The sequence below is a fragment of the Saccharopolyspora ipomoeae genome (assembly GCF_029952525.1).
Classification (GTDB): domain Bacteria; phylum Actinomycetota; class Actinomycetes; order Mycobacteriales; family Pseudonocardiaceae; genus Saccharopolyspora; species Saccharopolyspora ipomoeae.
In genome coordinates, this window is sequence record NZ_JASAOF010000001.1 from 691,126 (window position 1) to 705,965 (window position 14,840).

General features: G+C 71.9%; 14 protein-coding genes. 3 read left to right on the forward strand and 11 right to left on the reverse strand.

Going from position 1 to position 14,840, the window contains the following annotated elements:
- Positions 1 to 2: 2 nt before the first annotated feature.
- The 6 genes from QFW96_RS03215 to QFW96_RS03240 all read right to left on the reverse strand — a co-directional run bounded on the left by QFW96_RS03215 (position 3) and on the right by QFW96_RS03240 (position 6,283).
- On the reverse strand, positions 3 to 1,001 hold the full coding sequence (locus QFW96_RS03215) for a VOC family protein (protein WP_281453954.1): 999 nt from the start codon (positions 999 to 1,001) through the stop codon (positions 3 to 5).
- Positions 1,002 to 1,010: 9 nt separating this feature from the next.
- Entirely contained in the window at positions 1,011 to 2,357 is a 1,347-nt protein-coding gene (locus tag QFW96_RS03220) for an MFS transporter (RefSeq protein WP_281453955.1), read from the reverse strand.
- Positions 2,358 to 2,386: 29 nt separating this feature from the next.
- The gene (locus QFW96_RS03225; protein WP_281453956.1) at positions 2,387 to 3,298 is read right to left on the reverse strand and encodes an amidohydrolase family protein; all 912 of its coding nucleotides are present in this window, start codon (positions 3,296 to 3,298) and stop codon (positions 2,387 to 2,389) included.
- Complete coding sequence (gene ligK, locus QFW96_RS03230; protein WP_425524709.1) at positions 3,288 to 3,971, reverse strand: 4-carboxy-4-hydroxy-2-oxoadipate aldolase/oxaloacetate decarboxylase; 684 nt, start codon at positions 3,969 to 3,971, stop codon at positions 3,288 to 3,290. The genes QFW96_RS03225 and ligK overlap by 11 nt, the downstream gene beginning before the upstream one ends.
- A gap of 28 nt (positions 3,972 to 3,999) precedes the next feature.
- The gene (locus tag QFW96_RS03235) at positions 4,000 to 5,022 is read right to left on the reverse strand and encodes an amidohydrolase family protein (protein ID WP_281453957.1); all 1,023 of its coding nucleotides are present in this window, start codon (positions 5,020 to 5,022) and stop codon (positions 4,000 to 4,002) included.
- 130 nt (positions 5,023 to 5,152) lie between these two features.
- Positions 5,153 to 6,283 (reverse strand): 4-oxalomesaconate tautomerase, encoded by a 1,131-nt coding sequence (locus QFW96_RS03240; RefSeq protein ID WP_281453958.1) that lies wholly within the window; start codon positions 6,281 to 6,283, stop codon positions 5,153 to 5,155.
- A 152-nt stretch (positions 6,284 to 6,435) separates the two neighbouring features.
- On the opposite strand from QFW96_RS03240, the gene QFW96_RS03245 reads away from it, so the two are divergent.
- Entirely contained in the window at positions 6,436 to 7,377 is a 942-nt protein-coding gene (locus QFW96_RS03245) for a sensor histidine kinase (RefSeq protein WP_281453959.1), read from the forward strand.
- On the opposite strand, the gene QFW96_RS03250 is transcribed toward QFW96_RS03245, so the two are convergent.
- The 3 genes from QFW96_RS03250 to QFW96_RS03260 are packed head-to-tail and all read right to left on the reverse strand — an operon-like array spanning position 7,355 to position 10,385.
- On the reverse strand, positions 7,355 to 9,175 hold the full coding sequence (locus QFW96_RS03250) for a hypothetical protein (RefSeq protein WP_281453960.1): 1,821 nt from the start codon (positions 9,173 to 9,175) through the stop codon (positions 7,355 to 7,357). The two genes, QFW96_RS03245 and QFW96_RS03250, sit on opposite strands and share 23 nt — an antisense overlap.
- 5 nt (positions 9,176 to 9,180) lie before the next feature.
- Positions 9,181 to 9,846, reverse strand: coding sequence for a response regulator transcription factor (locus QFW96_RS03255; protein WP_281453961.1), 666 nt, complete (start codon positions 9,844 to 9,846; stop codon positions 9,181 to 9,183).
- Positions 9,837 to 10,385 carry a hypothetical protein gene (locus QFW96_RS03260; protein WP_281453962.1) on the reverse strand — a complete coding sequence of 183 codons (549 nt, stop codon included), beginning with the start codon at positions 10,383 to 10,385 and terminating at the stop codon, positions 9,837 to 9,839. Before QFW96_RS03260 ends, QFW96_RS03255 begins: the two co-directional genes overlap by 10 nt.
- 147 nt (positions 10,386 to 10,532) lie before the next feature.
- Between QFW96_RS03260 and QFW96_RS03265 the strand changes: the two genes are divergently transcribed.
- On the forward strand, positions 10,533 to 12,356 hold the full coding sequence (locus tag QFW96_RS03265; RefSeq protein ID WP_281453963.1) for an Hsp70 family protein: 1,824 nt from the start codon (positions 10,533 to 10,535) through the stop codon (positions 12,354 to 12,356).
- A 46-nt stretch (positions 12,357 to 12,402) separates the two neighbouring features.
- Here QFW96_RS03265 and QFW96_RS03270 read toward each other — a convergent pair whose 3' ends face one another.
- Complete coding sequence (locus QFW96_RS03270) at positions 12,403 to 12,933, reverse strand: sigma-70 family RNA polymerase sigma factor (protein WP_281453964.1); 531 nt, start codon at positions 12,931 to 12,933, stop codon at positions 12,403 to 12,405.
- A 254-nt stretch (positions 12,934 to 13,187) separates the two neighbouring features.
- On the reverse strand, positions 13,188 to 13,640 hold the full coding sequence (locus QFW96_RS03275; RefSeq protein WP_281453965.1) for a cupin domain-containing protein: 453 nt from the start codon (positions 13,638 to 13,640) through the stop codon (positions 13,188 to 13,190).
- A 112-nt stretch (positions 13,641 to 13,752) separates the two neighbouring features.
- Here QFW96_RS03275 and QFW96_RS03280 point away from each other — a divergent pair, with 112 nt between their 5' ends.
- Positions 13,753 to 14,832 carry an LLM class flavin-dependent oxidoreductase gene (locus tag QFW96_RS03280; RefSeq protein WP_281453966.1) on the forward strand — a complete coding sequence of 360 codons (1,080 nt, stop codon included), beginning with the start codon at positions 13,753 to 13,755 and terminating at the stop codon, positions 14,830 to 14,832.
- Positions 14,833 to 14,840: the final 8 nt, after the last annotated feature.

Below are 14,840 nucleotides of genomic sequence, written 5' to 3' on the forward strand. Positions count from 1 at the left end.
TCCTAGTCGACGGTGGGGGTTCCGTGGGTGTGGAAGGACTCGATGGTCTGCAGGCCCCAGGCCTGGCCCTTCTTGCGCTCGGCCTCGGTCCAGGTGACCAGCGGCCAGTCGGGCGCCAGCACCAGCCGGGTCAGCGGGTTGCACAGCTCGACGCGGTTGCCGCCGGGCTCGTAGACGTACAGGAAGAAGGTCTGCTGGATGGCGTGCTTGTGCGGCCCGGTCTCGATGAACACCCCGGTGTCGACGGCCAGGTCGGCGGCGCGCAGCACGTCCTCGCGGCTGTCGGTGGCGAAGGCCAGGTGGTGCAGGCGGCCGCTCGACCCGGTCCAGTCCTCGGTGTGGACGAGGTCGTAGGACTTCTGCGTGAAGGTCTGCCAGCGACCCGCGATCCGGCCGGAGTCGAGCCGGATCTGCTCGGTGGGCCGGGCCCCGAGCGCGTCGATGAGGAACCCGCTGGACTCCTCGACGTCGGCGGCCAGGTAGTTGATGTGGTCGAGCCGCCGGACACCGACGCCGCGCCCGGGCTTGGCCTCCGGCTGGTTCTTCAACGCGGGCGCGGAAGGTGCTTCGTACCAGTCGGTTTCGTAGTAGAGCGCGATCTCGTGGCCGTCCGGGTCGGCGGTGACCCACAGCGGCCCGACACCCGGTTCGTCACGCACCCACCGCCCGCTCGCGCCGGTGGCCTCCACGGCGGCCTTGCGGCGTTCGAGCGCTTCGGGCGAGGAGCAGCGCAGCGCGGTGCGGCCGATACCGGCCTTCTCGCGGCCGGTGACGATCAGGCTGTGGTGCTCGTAGTCGTCCCAGGTCCGCAGGTAGGTGTGCTCGCCGTCGCGCTCGACGACGCTGAGGCCGAGGAAGTCGGTGAAGAACGCGACGGTGTCCTGCGGGCACGGCGTGAACAGCTGCGCGTGGCCGAGGTGGGCGACGTCGCCGAGCGGCGGGCGCGTGGGTGCGTCGGCGACCATGCGCTTGAGGCTGGAGAGGTTCTCCGGAACTGTCATGGGATCTCCTCACACGGGTTCGGGGGTCTGCAGCCGGAGCTTGCGGGTGGCGGGGCCGAAGATCGCGAGGGCGAGGGCGCCGACGATCCAGGTGCCCGCGATGAAGTAGAAGACCGTCATGTAGCCGAAACCGCTGTAGAGGGCGGCGATGATGAGCGGTCCGGCGGCGTTGGACAACCGGCCGATGCCGTAGGAGATGGAGGTGCCCAGCGAGCGACCGCGGGTGTCGAACAGCTCCGGCGAGTAGGCGTAGGCCAGGGCCGTGTAGCCGCGCTCGAACAGGTTCACCATGAAGCCGAACACGACGACCATCACCGGCACGAACGTCAGCCCGTACAGCAGTCCGGAACCGGCGATGATCAGGCCGAACACCACCAGGCACCACTTGCGCTCGAAGCGGTCGGTGACCTGCGCGGCCAGGAACGACCCGAGCGGCGCGCCGACGGTGGTCAGAGCGACGAAGAAGATGGAGTCCTCGACGCTGACGCCCTCGGCGGCCAGCAGCGTCGGCGCCCACGAGGAGAACCCGAAGAAGCCGATGGTCTGCGTGATCCACAGGACCGACAGCAGGATCGTCGGGAACAGGAACCGCTTGTCCTTGAGCATCCCCAGGCTCGGCTTGGCGGCCGGTTCCGCCGCGACCGGTTCCGCGGCGGCGGGCAGCTCACCGTGCTCGGCGGTGGCCCGGGCCTCCAGGTCTCGCAGCACGGTCTCGGCCTCGTCGTGGCGGCCACGGGCCTCCAGCCACTGCGGCGATTCGGCGAGCCCGCGCAGGAACAGCAGGAACAGCACGCCCAGCGCGCCCCACAGGTACACCAGGCGCCAGGTCTGCTCGCCGAGCGGCACCACCAGGGACGCGATGAGGTTGGTGGCGGGCGTGCCGCAGATCCCGATCATGATCACGTAGGCCTGGTACTTGCCGCGCTGCGCGCGCGGGAACACCTCGTTGAGGTAGACCACCGCCACCACGGTCATCGCCGACAGGCCCGCGCTGGTCAGCACGCGGAACACGCCCATCGACAGCATGTCCCAGGCGAACACGGTGGCCAGCGACCACACCGAGAACCACACGGTCGTCAGCGTCAGGGTGCGCTTGCGGCCGAGCCGGTCGGCGAGGCCGCCGGCCACCACCGAGCCGAGGAACATGCCCACGAACGACAGCGAGGTCACGTAGGCGATGTGGCTGACGTCGGACCCCCACAGCACGCGCACCTTGGGCGCGGTGATGGCGAAGGTGTTGATGTCGGCGAACTCGAAGAAGTAGGCGAACGCCAGCGCGGCGATCGTGGTCTTGTGGAACTTCGAGATCGGCAACCGGTCGAGCCGGTTGGCCGAGTTCGTAGCGGAGTGCGGCACTGCGGTCTCCTGGGGGAAGGGGGCGTCGCTCAGGCCTCGTCGGGCCAGTACAGGCGCATCGGGTTGTCCACGAGCAGCGCCCGTTGCTGCTCGGCGGTGACGGCGATGTGCCGGACGTGGTCCAGCAGCAGCCCGTCGTCGGGCATGTGGTCGGTGAGGTTGGGGTGCGGCCAGTCGGTGCCCCACAGCACGCGGTCGGTGAAGGTCTCCACGACGCGGCGGGCGAAGGGCACGACGTCGGTGTAGGCGTGCTGCTCGCCGTCGAGCGCGGGTGGCCCGGTCCGGGTGAGGCGCTCGGGGCAGGAGACCTTGACCCAGGCGCCGGTGTCGGCGACGAAGTCGAGGAATCCGGCGAACTCGGGGTCGTCCAGGTCCCGGCCGACGTCGGGGCGGCCCATGTGGTCGATCACCAGCGTCACCGGCAGCGAGGCGAAGAAGGCCCGCAGCTCGGGCAGGTCGGGGGCCTCGAAGTAGAGGACGACGTGCCAGCCCAGCGAGGCGATCCTGGCGGCGATGGTCTGCAGCGCCTCGGTGGGCGCGGCGTCGACGAGCCGCTTGACGAAGTTGAACCGCACGCCCCGGACCCCGGCCGCGTGCAGGCGTTCCAATTCCTGCTCGCTGACGTCGGCGTCCACCGTGGCCACTCCGCGCGCCCGGCCGCCGGAGGATTCCAGGGCGTCGACCAGGGCGCTGTTGTCGCTGCCGTGGCAGGTGGCCTGCACGATGACGTTGCGGGACAGGCCGAGGTGGTCGCGCAGCGCGAACAGCTGCTCCTTGCCCGCGTCGACCGGCGTGTACTTGCGCTCGGGCGCGAACGGGAACCGCGCGGCCGGGCCGAAGACGTGGCAGTGCGCGTCGACGGCTCCGGCGGGCGCGGTGAAGGCGGGCGCGCTCGGGTTCGGGTGGAAGGGCAGCCAGCCCGGGGTCACGTCAGTCGACATAGGTCAGTCCCGCCTCGGCCAGCTTGGGGCGCATCCCGTAGAGGTCCAGGCCGAGCTCGCCCGCCTGGAACTTCTCCCGCTTGCCGGCCTCGTTCGCCTCGCGCTCGGCGGCGGCCTCGGCGACCTCGGCGGCCTTCGCGGCGGGCACCACGACCACGCCGTCGCTGTCGGCCACGATGACATCACCCGGGTTGACCTGCGCGTTGGCGACCACGACCGGCACGTTCACCGAGCCGAGGGTGGCCTTGACGGTGCCCTTGGCGCTGATCGCGCGGGAGAACACCGGGAAGTCCATCTCGCGCAGGTCGTCGACGTCGCGGCACCCGCCGTCGATGATCAGCCCGCGCGCGCCCCGGGCCCGCAGCGAGGTGGCCAGCAGCTCGCCGAAGAACCCGTCGGAGGATTCGGTGGTGCACCCGGCGACGACCACGTCGCCGTCGCGCACCTGCTCGGCGGCGACGTGCAGCATCCAGTTGTCGCCCGGCTGCAGCAGGACGGTGACGGCGGTGCCGCAGACCTTCGCGCCCTGGTAGACGGGCCGGATGTGGGGGCGCATCAGGCCGATCCGGCCCATCGCCTCGTGCACCGTGGCCACGCCGAAGCGCGACAGGGCCTCGACGGCCTCGCGGTCGGCGCGCTGCACGGCGGTGTGGACGACTCCGATTTCCTGCACTGCGAATTCCCTTCAGCGGTGATGAGTTTCAGCGACCCTGGGCGGTGAGCAGCGCGTCCAGGCGGGGGTAGGCGCGGCGGGCGTTCCCCTCCTCGACGGCGGCGAGGTCGGCGGCGGACAGCCCGGCGTTCTCGACGTAGCGGCGGGTGTCGTCGAAGTGGTGGCCGGTGCGCGGGTCGACGCCGCGCACGGCGCCGATCATCTCCGAGGCGAACAGCACCGACGAGTGCGGAACGACGTCGAGCAGCAGGTCGATGCCGGGCTGGTGGTAGACGCAGGTGTCGAAGAAGACGTTGCCCAGCAGCGCTTCCTCGGGTTCGGGCTTGCCCAGCGCCTGCGCGAGCCCGCGAAAACGCCCCCAGTGGTAGGGAACCGCGCCGCCGCCGTGCGGGATGACCAGCCGCAGCTCGGGGAAGTCGGCGAACAGGTCCCCCTGCAGCAGCTGCATGAACGCGGTGGTGTCGGCGTTGAGGTAGTGCGCGCCGGTGGTGTGGAAGGCCGGGTTGCAGCTGGTCGAGACGTGCACCATCGCGGGCAGGTCGAGCTCGACGAGCTTCTCCCACACCGGGTACCAGTGTCGGTCGGTCAGCGGCGGCGACGTCCAGTGCCCGCCGGAGGGGTCGGGGTTGATGTTGACCGCGACCGCCCCGAGCTCGGCGACCCGCTCGATCTCCCCGAGCACGGTGGCCGGGTCGACGCCGGGCGATTGCGGCAGCATCGCGCCGAAGGCGAAGCGGCGCGGGTAGAGCTCGGCGACCCGGTGGCACAGGTCGTTGCAGATCCGGGCCCACGTCGAGGAGGTCTCGTAGTCGCCGATGTGGTGGGCCATGAACGAGGCGCGCGGCGAGAACACGGTGACGTCGATGCCGCGCTCGTCCATCTGCTTGAGCTGCTGGGTCTCCAGCGACTCGCGGATCTCGTCGTCGCTGATGACCGGCCCGGCCGGGTCCGGCCGCCGCGCCGGGTCGTCGAGCCCGGCGACCTGCGCGTCGCGCCAGCGACCGAGCGGCTCGGGCGCGGTGGTGTAGTGACCGTGCACGTCGATGATCACGCGAAGCGCTCCTTCTCGAACTTCGAAAACCACTGATGTTTCCCGATTTCCATCGGTTCCTCGGCCTTCGGCGACACTCCGGGGATCGATCCTCTTCCCGGGTTCCGCCGTTCCGGTGGGGGCGAAGTTCTCATGAGGACTTCGCCCCCTCCGGAACGAAGACGTCTCCGGCCATCAGCAGCCGCGCGGTGCGCAGCAGCGCCGAGCGCACGACCCGCTGCGGGTCGTCGGGGTCGAGCCCGAGGGTCACGCTGAACTCGCCGGTCGGGTGCTCGACGGACACGGTGGGCTCGGTCCCGGTGATGCCGCGGGCGACGTCGTGGGCGACGCTGCCCTCCAGCACGCAGGCGGTGGCGGCGGTGACGGCGGCCAGCACGCCGATGGACTGGTGCGCGACGCGGGGGATGAGGCTGCGGGTGCTGATGCTGCCGCCGCGCGCGGGCGGGGCCACCAGCGTCATCTTCGGGTAGTTCCTGTCGCCGACGTCGCCGAGCCCCATCGCGTGCCCGCACACCAGGCGCAGCGCCTCGACGCGGGCCTTGAGCTCCTCGTCTGCGTCGATCTCGGCGGGCGTCTCGTAACCGGTGGCGCCGAGCCGCTCGGCGGCGACGATCACCAGCGGCTGGCCGTTGTCGATGAGCGTCACCTCGACGGCCCCGAGCCCGTCGACCTCGACGGTGTCGCGGACCCGACCGGTGGGCAGCAGCGATCCGGCGACCGACCCGGCGGTGTCGAGGAAGCCGATCTCGATCGGCGCCGCGGTGCCGGGAACCCCGTCGATGCGGGCCTGACCTGCGTAGTCGACGTGCCGGGTGCCGTCGGCTCCCGCGGGGGTGCGGACCGTGATCTCGGCGATCATGCCGGTGTTGCGGGTGAGCACGCGGGCGGTGGTGGTCTCGCCGGCGGGCTCGACGATGCCGGTTTCGAGGGCGAAGGGCAGCACCGCGGCGAGCATGTTGCCGCAGTTGGCGGTGACGTCGACGGTCTCGCCGCCGGGCTGGATCTGCCCGAAGGTCCACTCGACGTCGACTCCGGGCCGGGTGCCGGGGGCGACGATGCCGACCTTGCTGGTCAGCGGGTGGGCGCCGCCGATGCCGTCGATCTGGCGCTCGTCGGGCGAGCCGAGCGCGGCCAGCAGGACGGCGTCGCGGGCGGCGTCGTCGGCGGGCAGGGCGCGCTCGTCGAAGAACGGCCCTCGCGAGGTGCCCCCTCTCATGAGCAGGCACGGGATCGCGGTCTGCGAACCGGCGTCGACGGGCATCGGTGCTCCTCACTCAGGTCGGTGTGCCAGCGAACCTAAACGATGGACAGGATTGTTCACAATCCTTTCGACAAAATTCAGCGCGGATATTGCGCACCACTTCTGAGCAGCCGCGACCCACCGGCCGCGCCAGGGCGGCTACCGTTCAGGGGATGCGTGCTCAGGAGAAGCGAGCCGTCGAGGCGGTCACCGACCACCTCGCGGGCCTCGATCGCGCGCCCGACGCGCTGTCCCTGGCGCAGGTCATCGGCACCGCGCTCGGCGCGACCGGCTGCGCGTTCACCATCGCCGGCCGACGCCACCAGTGGGGCAACGGCGCCGAGCGGTGGCACACCCAGCCCGTCTCCTGCGACGGCGAGGAGCAGGCGCTGCTCTCCGTCGCCCCGGAATCGGCCGGACCCGTCGACGCCCTGGCCGCCGCGCTCGGACCGCCGCTGCTGGCGATGCGGCTGGCCGCCGAGACCGACCGGCTGCGCCGCGACGGCGACGCCGCCGCCCGCGAACTCGTCGACGACCGATGGCGCACCACCGTCGAGATGGAGCAGGAGCGGCGGAGCCTGGAGCGCGACCTGCACGACGGCGCGCAGCACCACCTGGTCGCGCTGAAGATGTCGATGGCGCTGGTCGAGCACACCGGAGCCACCGAGGAACGGCTCGCCCAGCTGGAGTCCAAACTGGACGCCGCCGAGAAGGCGCTCACCGACACCGCCGCCGGCATCCTGCCGATCCCGCTGTCCACCGAGGGCCTCGCGGGCGCGCTGGCCGCCGAGCTCGCCGCGCACAGCGACGTCACCCTGGACACCACGGGTTTTCGCCGCCGCTACCCGCCGCTGGTCGAGTCCACTGTGTACTTCGCGTGCCTGGAAGCGGTGAACAACGCCCACAAGCACGCCCCCGGCGCGGCAATCGCGGTCGTCGTCCGCGACACCGCCCGCGGCCTGGAGTTCGGCGTCTCCGACGACGGCCCCGGATTCGCCGCGACCCACGCCCGCCTGCCGAACCTCTCAGCCCGCATGGCCACCGTCGGCGGCACGATCGACATCCGATCAAGCCCCGGTCAGGGCACCACGATCACCGGTTGCGTTCCCCGCTGAGCAGTCCCTCGGCGGTTCGGATCAGGACGTCGCAGACCGAGGCGTCGCGGCCGCCGGTGATCGGGCGGACCGCGTGCGCCCGCCAGCGGTTCGCGGCCCGCTGCGCGGCCACCGACACCTGCTCGTCGTTGGCCTCCGGTTCCAGGCCCAGCCGCGAGCGCGGGTCGGTGCCCTCGGCGCCGAGCAGTCGCGCGGCGTCGTCGGCGACCCCGCGCAACAGGCGCGTCTCCCCGCTCAGCAGCTCGTCGAGCAGGTCGAGCTCGGTGATCTCGTGCGCCTCGGCGGCGATCCGGTCCACCGACCAGCGCAGCGGGTGATCGGCGGGCAGCCCCGGCAGCAGCGCGCGAGCGGAGGTGATCGCCCGCCGCGCGGCGAGCACCGGGGCCCAGGTGACCAGCCTGCGCGCGACGTCGTCCACGCACGACGACTCCGAGAGCTCCACCCGCTGCGCGGCCCGGCGCAGCGCCGCCCGGAACTCCGGCGCGGGCGGGACCCGGCACAGCACCGCGTCGACCGAGCCGCGCGGGCCGTCGTCGGCCAGCAGCTCCTCGGCCAGCTCGCGGTCGGCCGGTCCCTCGGCGAACACCACGGTCACGCCGAGCAGCGAGGCGCTGTCGAGCTCGGATGGGTCGGCGCCGCCGGCGTCGGCGACCACGGCCAGCCGCGGCGGCTGCACCAGCCGCGCCGCGATGGCGTCCCAGCGGGCGCGGGCCGGTCCGGCACCAGCGGCCTCCTGCCCTTGTTTGACCAGGTCGGTGACCCGCTGGAACAGGGCGCTGCCCTCGCCCTGGGAGGTGATCGCCGAGCTCGTCCGGTCCGCCAGCCGCACCGACACCACCGCGGCACCGTCGGTCACCGCGCACTCCAGCGCCCCGCCCAGCACCGCGATCCGCTCGGCGTCCTGGTGCAGCGCGGCCCGCAGGTCCGCCGCCGACAGGACGCCGACGTCGGTGCGCAGCCGGGCGCGCAGCTCCTCCTCGCGACCGAACTCCACCGCCACGGCCGGGTCGTCGCGGTGGATGCCGTCGCCTGCCAGCAGGTTCAGCACCGCCGCGACCGCGTGGTAGAAACCGGACTCGATCTGCCAGCCCACGCGCCTGCCCAGGTCGCCGGTGAAGCGAACCGGGTGCGGGAGCGTCGCCGCCAGCTCCTCCAGCGCGGCCTGCGGGCCCTTGTCCGGCAGCATCGCGGGGTACACGCCGCGCACGACGGTCCGGAACGTGTCGAGCATCTCGTCCACCGCGACCCCGATCTCGGCGATCCGCGCCATCTCACCGCCTTCGGCGAGCTGCTCGCCGAAACCCCGCAACCTGCGGCGCAAGTCGTCGAGATCGCGCAACGTCGAGGTGGTGATCGAGCGGACGAGCCTGCGCCGCTCCAGGTCGCGCACGTGCGCGAGCCGCTCGCGCGCGGCCGTGACCTCGGCGCGCAGCGCGCGGAACCGCTCGTCGGCGTCGTCGTGGTCGGCCCGCAGCCGGTCCACGTCGGAGGTCACGGCGAGCCAGCCCGCGGTCTCGCGCACCGCGGCCTGCTCCTTGGCGCCCCAGCGCCGCGCCCCGGCGACCAGCAGAACTCCCCCGCCGCGCACGGGTTCCCGGAACGAATCGCGATCCAGTCCAGTGTGGATCGAATGCGACGAGGCGGCGACGACCTCGAAGCCCTCCGGCCGGTCGGCGGCGGGAACGCAGTAGGCCGCCTGGCCGCCCACGGTGCGGGCCAACTGGCCCACCAGCTCGTCGGCCAAGCGGTCCTGCGGGACGGACGTGACGAGCTCGTGCGGACGCCGGTTCTTGCGCATGCGGCCTAGCTCTCGATCCGGCTCGACCTCAAGTAGGCGAGCACGGCGAGGACCCTGCGGTGGTGCATCGCCTGGTCGCGGGGCAGGCCGAGCTTGGTGAAGATCGACGCGGTGTGCTTCTCCACGACCTTCGGGGACACGAACAGCTCCTTGGCGATCGCGTTGTTGGCGTGCCCCTCGGCCATCAGCCGCAGCACGTCCAGCTCCCGCTCGGTCAACGTCGAGATCGGGCTGTCGGCGCGCTTGGACGGCGCCTCGACCAGGCGTTTCGCCAGCGTCGGCTCGATGACGATCTCTCCGGCGGCGATCCGGTCCAGGGTGTCGGCGAGCACCTGCACGCCCGCGACGCGCTCCTTGAGCCGGTAGCCGATGCGCTCGGCGCCGATCTCCAGGACCCGCATCAGGTAGTGCGTCTCGGCGTAGTGCGACAGCAGCAGCAGGCCGGTCTCGGGGCTCCGGGCCCGGATCTTCTCGGCGGTGGTCAGCCCGCCGTCGGGTTCCGGCGGCATGCGGATGTCGAGCACCGCGACGTCCACCTGCTCGGTCGCCACGATCCCCAGCAGCGAGTCGCCGTCGCCGACGCAGCCGACGACCTCGTGGCCGGCCGCCTGCAGCAGCAGGACCAGTCCTTCCCGGAACAGCGCGCCGTCCTCGGCGATGGCTACCCGCACAGCAGCACCGCCCGCAAGTTCCGCCGGACCGACGAACCCGGTCGTTGCTCGGTGATGCGCACCCGCACGACCCTCCTGCCTCGCACTCGTACCCGCACGGTCGTACCGGGCTCCAGCGTACGCAGGTGATCGGCGACCAGGAGACCGGTCCGCATCCGGGCCTGCGCGTCCAGGTCGTGCTCCGGCAGGTCGAGCTTGATCCGCAGGTCGTAGCGCTCGGCCACCGACACGCAGGCCGGTTCCAGGCCCTCGGTGAGCACCGGCGGGTGGAGGGCTCCGCCGAGCTGGCGCAGGTTCTCGATGAGCACGTAGACCCGCTCGCGCAGCACCTCCACGCGGGAGGTGAGCCGCAGGTCACCCACCATCGCCGAGAACAGGTCGAGCTCGACCGCCAGCGCCGAGAGACCCGCCGCGGGGCCGTCGTTGAGCGCGCGTTCGAGCTCGAAGCGGTGCTCGGCGGCACCGCGGCCGGGCACGCGCAGCCATCCGGGCAGCAGCCGCCTGCCGCCCACGTCGTACCTGCCCGCACTCCCGACCATCGTCCCAGCCTCGCGCACGCGGACGCGTGGCAAAAGGGTGCCAGCCCGTTGCGGAGGTAGGGCTATCCCTCCCCTGGCGCGACTCGCCTAGTCTTGACGAGACTGGAGTTGTGATTATCTTTTGCTGACGCGAAGGGAGCACACAAGGTGCGTTACGGCGTTGGCATCGACCTCGGGACTTCGTTCACCTCGGCTGCGGTCAGCGGCCCGGGCGGGACCCGCATGGTGTCGTTGTCGCCGGAGGTGGTCATCCCGTCCGTAGCGCACCCGGCCCCGGACGGGACGCTGCTGACCGGGAAGTCCGCTCTGGACTCGGTGTCCGATGCTTCCCAGGTGGCGCGGAACTTCAAGCGCAGGCTCGGCGATCCCACGCCGCTGGTGCTCGGCGGGTCCGCCTACTCCCCCGCCGCGCTGATGGCCGCGCAGCTGCGCTCCGTCCTGGACGCCGTCACCGCCGAGATGGGCGCTGCACCCGATTCGGTCGCGCTGACCTACCCGGCGATCTGGGGCCCGTACCGGCAGGAGCACTTCACCGAGGTGCCGAGATTGGCCGGTGTGGAGGACTTCCGGCTCATCACCGAGCCGGAGGCGGCCGCGACCCACTACTCCACCGAGCGCAGGCTGGAGGACGGCGAGGTCGTGGCCGTCTACGACCTCGGCGGCGGCACGTTCGACACCACGATCCTGCGGATGCGCGGTGGCAGGATGGAGATCCTGGGCACGCCGGAGGGAATCGAGCACCTCGGCGGCATCGACTTCGACGAGGCGCTGCTGGCCCACATCGACCAGAAGCTGGGCGGCGCGATCGGGCGGTTGGACACCAGCGATCCGCGCGCGGCCTCCGCGCTGGGCACCATCCAGGCGATGTGCGTGCGCGCCAAGGAGGAGCTGTCCACCGAGCCGGACGTGCACCTGACGATCCCGCTGCCGTCGGGGCCGCGCGGCGTGACGGTCACGCGGCTGGAGTTCAACGAGATGATCCGGCCGTCGGTGCAGCTGACCACCGAGGCCCTGCACCGCACCACCGCGTCGGCCGGGCTGCGCGCGGAGGACCTCTCGGCGGTGCTGCTGGCCGGGGGTTCGTCGCGGGTTCCGCTGGTGGCGCAGATGCTCTCGGAGGAGTTCAACAAGCCGGTCCGGGTCACGCTGCACCCGAAGTTCACCGTGGCGCTGGGCGCCGCCCGCACCGCGACCCAGCCGCGCCCGGCCCCCGCCCCGGAGGCGAGCGCCGAACCCGTTGCGGCTCAAGAGGTTCCGAGCACTTCGCAGCGCAAGCGCAGACCTTGGCTGGTTCCCGCGCTGGCGACGGCGGCCGCGCTGGTCGTCGGCATCGCCGCCACGATCTACGCCACCGGCCAGGGCGGGCCCGGGACGACGTCGCCGGGCGCGGTCGCCCAGAAGCCCGCCGCTCCGGGCGGTCCGCTGAAGGTCTTCGACGGCAAGACGCTGGAGCCCTTCGCCGGTTATCTCGGTTCGGACGCGAACTGGGGCGGTTCCTACATCTTCGACGAGGGCACCGAGCAGGGAACGGCCATCAAGGCGGTCGACGACCCGGTCAACAAGGGACTCCGGGTGTCCTGGCTGGACGACAAACCGGCCCAGGTCTACCTGCAGACCAACAGCCCCCGCGGCCCGCTCGACCTCACGCCCTACTCCGCCAACGACGGGGCGCTGGTCTTCGACGCCGTCGTGCACGCGCCGCCGGTCGGGGACACCACCAAGATCGGCATGCACTGCGAATACCCCTGCCGCTCCGAGGTTCCCGCGAGCCACCTGTTCGCGAACATGCCGCCGGAGCAGCGCGCCACGGTCAAGATCCCGCTGGCCTGCTTCGTCGACGGCGGCCTGGACCCGAAGCGCGTCAACACCCCGTTCCTGGTCTGGTCCCAGCGCAGGATGGACATCACCTTCGCCAACGTCCGGGTCGAGGCCGAAGTCCACGACGCGACCCCCTGCAACGCCTTGAGCTGAGGACTGGCGGAAGAGGGCGCGGCTCCGCCGCACGCCCCACCAGCGCCTAGGCCGCCATCGGGGTGGCGAAGCGGGTGCGGAGCGATCGGATGGCGTGGTGCAGGCGGCTCTTCACGGTGCCGACCGGGACGCCGAGGTGGGTCGCGGCGGAGGCCGTGGTGCGGTCGGTGACGTAGACCTCGACGACGGCGCTGCGGTGGGCCGGGGACAGGTGGTCGAGGAGTTCGTCGACGACCATCCGGCTCTCCACCTCGTCGCTCGGCGCGGACTGCACGGCCTTGTTGGCCAGGTCCTCGCCCTCGAAGGCGACCTCGGTGGGCCGGGCCTTGCGGCTGCGGTGCTGGTCGACGGCCACGTTGTGGGCGACCCGCAGCAGCCAGCCGCGCACGGACCCGTTGCCGTTGGACAGCCGGTCGGCGTGCCGCCAGGCCCGCAGCCAGGTCTCCTGCACGATGTCCTCGGCCAGGTAGCGGTCACCGGTGAGCCGGGTGGCGTAGGAGAGCAGCGCGGCTCCGTGCTCGCGAATGACACCGTCCATGTCGGTGGCGACGGGCCGAATGGCGTTCTTGGTGTCCATTGCGCTGTTCCTCTCTCGACGGGTGATCCGGGAAGCCCTACCCGGCCGTGTCTTAAGAGGAATGCTTTCGCGTTTCGCGTGGGGAGTCGTCGGGTCTGTCCCTCCGTTCCCCGGTGCTGTCCCGCACTTTCGAGGGAGGCTGCCCCGCAGATCGCGGTAGGGCTATCCCCCACCCGACGACCGCGCCCGCCCGACGACGAGGCGCGTCATCGGGTTCAACGCGCGCTCCCGCCGCCGGATACGCGTGGGGGCGATCACCCCCGGTCGACCTCGGCCCACAGGCTCGGCAGGTTCACCACGATGCCCTCCTGCGTGCTGCGGGCGATGACCACGACGGCCTCCTCGGCGGGGTCGGGGTTCTCCTCGCGGTGCGGGACGTAGGGCGGGACGAAGATGTAGTCGCCGGGCTCGGTCTCGATGCGGACCTCCTCCTCGCCTTCGGCGAAGACGAACACCGGGTGCCCGGACACGACGTAGATGGCGGTCTCGGCCTCCCCGTGGTGGTGGTCGCCGGAGTTGGTGGCCGGGCCGACGTGGGTGCGTCCCATCCACAGCTTCTCGGAGCCGACGGTCGTGCCGGAGATGGCCTCGAACCGGCGCATCCCGGAGGTCTGGTTGGTGTCGGAGCTCAGCGTCCCGCCCCGGATGTGCTCGAGCTTCTGGTGCCAGTCCGCGGTTCCGTCGCGCCGTTCGTCGTTGCCTGCCAAGGAGCTCTCCTAGCTGTTCCTACATAGTGGTCGGGCTTGCCCCACAGCCTGCCACGTCCCTAGCTTGTGGAACGTTCTTTTCGCAATGTGGGAAGCAAGATCGGAGCATCGGATGGCCGTCGAGTTCGTGGGGATGATCCGCACCGCCGACACCTCGGAGATCCGCCCGCCTTCCGGGCCGGCCGTCGACCGCGACTACCTCCGCCGGTTCGCCCAGGCCCACGAGGAGGCCGGGTTCGACCGGGTCCTGATCGGCTACCACTCGTGGGACGCCGACGGTTTCGCCGTGGCGAGCTACGCCGCCGCGCACACCGAGCGGCTCGGGTTCCTGCTCGCGCACCGCCCGGGTTTCGTCGCTCCGAGCTTGGCGGCCCGCAAGCTGGCGACGGTGGACCAGCTGATCGGCGGGCGGCTGGCGGTGCACGTCATCAGCGGTGCCAGCGACACCGAGCAGCGGCGCGACGGCGACTACGCGGACAAGGCGGCCCGCTACCGCCGCACCGACGAGTACCTCGACGTCGTCCGCCGGGTCTGGGCATCGGACGAGCCGGTCGACCACGAGGGCGAGTTCTACCGCCTCGCGGGCGCCCGCTCGGAAGTCAAGCCGGTCAACGGCGCCCTGCCGATCTACTTCGGCGGCTCGTCGGCCGACGCCTACCGGGTCGGCGGCAAGCACGCCGACGTCTTCGCCCTGTGGGGCGAGCCGCTGGCCGAGACCGCCGAGCAGATCGCCGCGGTCCGCAAGGCCGCCACCGAGCACGGCCGCAACCCCGACGACCTGGGCTTCTCGGTGTCGTTCCGGCCGATCATCGGCCGCACCGACGCCGAGGCGTGGGAGCGCGCGCACGGCATCCTCAACACGATCACCTCGCGCACGTCCGGCGAGTCGGGCGCGATGCTGGCGTTCCCGGCCGCCGAGCGCGGGGTGGGCTCGCAGCGGCTGCTCGACGCGGCCGGCAGGGGCGAGGTCCACGACCGCGCGCTGTGGACGGCCCCGGCCCGGGCCACCGGTGCGGCCGGGAACTCGACGGCCCTGGTCGGCAGCCCGGAGACGGTCGCCGAGGCGCTGCTGGACTACGTCGACATCGGGGTCACGACGCTGCTGATCCGCGGCTACGAGCCGCTGGAGGACGTCGTCGACTGGGGCCGCGACCTGCTGCCGCTGGTCCGCCAGGAACTCGCGAAACGCTGACCCGGAAA